Source organism: Phreatobacter aquiterrae (genome assembly GCF_053471285.1).
The window spans coordinates 1-1,016 of record NZ_JBJPHW010000043.1 but is presented as its reverse complement, the minus strand read 5'-3'; the positions used below and the strand labels follow the sequence as shown (position 1 = coordinate 1,016).

Here is a 1,016-nt window from a genome sequence, read left to right as displayed (position 1 = left end):
TCTCATCGACAGAATCGAGGGAAGCGCTATGGGCCAGATTCTACACGGGAGCGCCACAACGACAGAGGCGGTCCGTCGAGCGATACAGCATAGTCAAGAGAGCCTGAGGGCGCTGGCGAAGCGCTATGGCGTGAACCAGAAGACGGTCGCCAAGTGGAAGAAACGCGGGTCCACGAGCGATCTTCCAACGGGGCCGAAGGAAGCGCATTCAACCGTCCTGACCATCGAGGAAGAGGCCGTGATCGTCGCGTTCCGCCGCTACACGCTGCTTCCTCTGGACGACTGCCTGTACGCGCTGCTGCCGACGATCCCGACGCTGACGCGCTCGTCGCTTCACCGCTGCCTTCAGCGTCATGGTCTTGGCCGCCTTCCGGATATCGATGGCGAAAAGCCCGCGAGGAAGAAGTTCAAGGCTTACCCGATCGGCTACTTCCACATCGACATCGCGGAAGTCCGCACCGAGGAGGGCAAGCTGCACATGTTCGTGGCGATCGACCGCACGTCGAAGTTTGCCTTCGTCGAGCTGCATGAAAAGGCCACGACGGCGGTGTCGAAGTCTTTTCTGCTCAATTTGATCGCCGCCGTGCCCTACAAGATCCACACCGTGCTGACCGACAACGGTATCCAGTTCACGACGCCGGGCGCGGGCGGCTCGGCGGTTCCCTTGATCAAGGAAGCCATCGCCAACGGAGAACTCTTCCGCGCCCATGCCTTCGAGATGGCTTGCGCGCGAAACGATATCGAACACCGCACGACGAAAGCCAAGCACCCCTGGACCAACGGCCAGGTCGAACGGATGAACCGGACTATCAAGGACGCCACCGTCAAGCGCTACTACTACGAAAGCCACGAGCAGCTCCGTCGGCATCTCGGCGACTTCGTCCGCGCCTACAATTTCGGCCGGCGCCTGAAGACCCTGAACGGCCTCACTCCCTACGAGTTCATCTGCAAACGATGGACAACGGAGCCCCAGAGGTTCACGCTCGATCCGCTCCAGCAAATGCCGGGACTAAACA

1 protein-coding gene is annotated in these 1,016 nt (G+C 60.7%); it reads left to right on the top strand.

Features of this window, described 5'->3' with window-relative positions:
• Nucleotides 1–28: 28 nt before the first annotated feature.
• Nucleotides 29–1,016 (top strand): IS481 family transposase (locus ACJ4V0_RS21505; protein WP_448301650.1); only part of this gene is annotated, 988 nt, incomplete at its 3' end.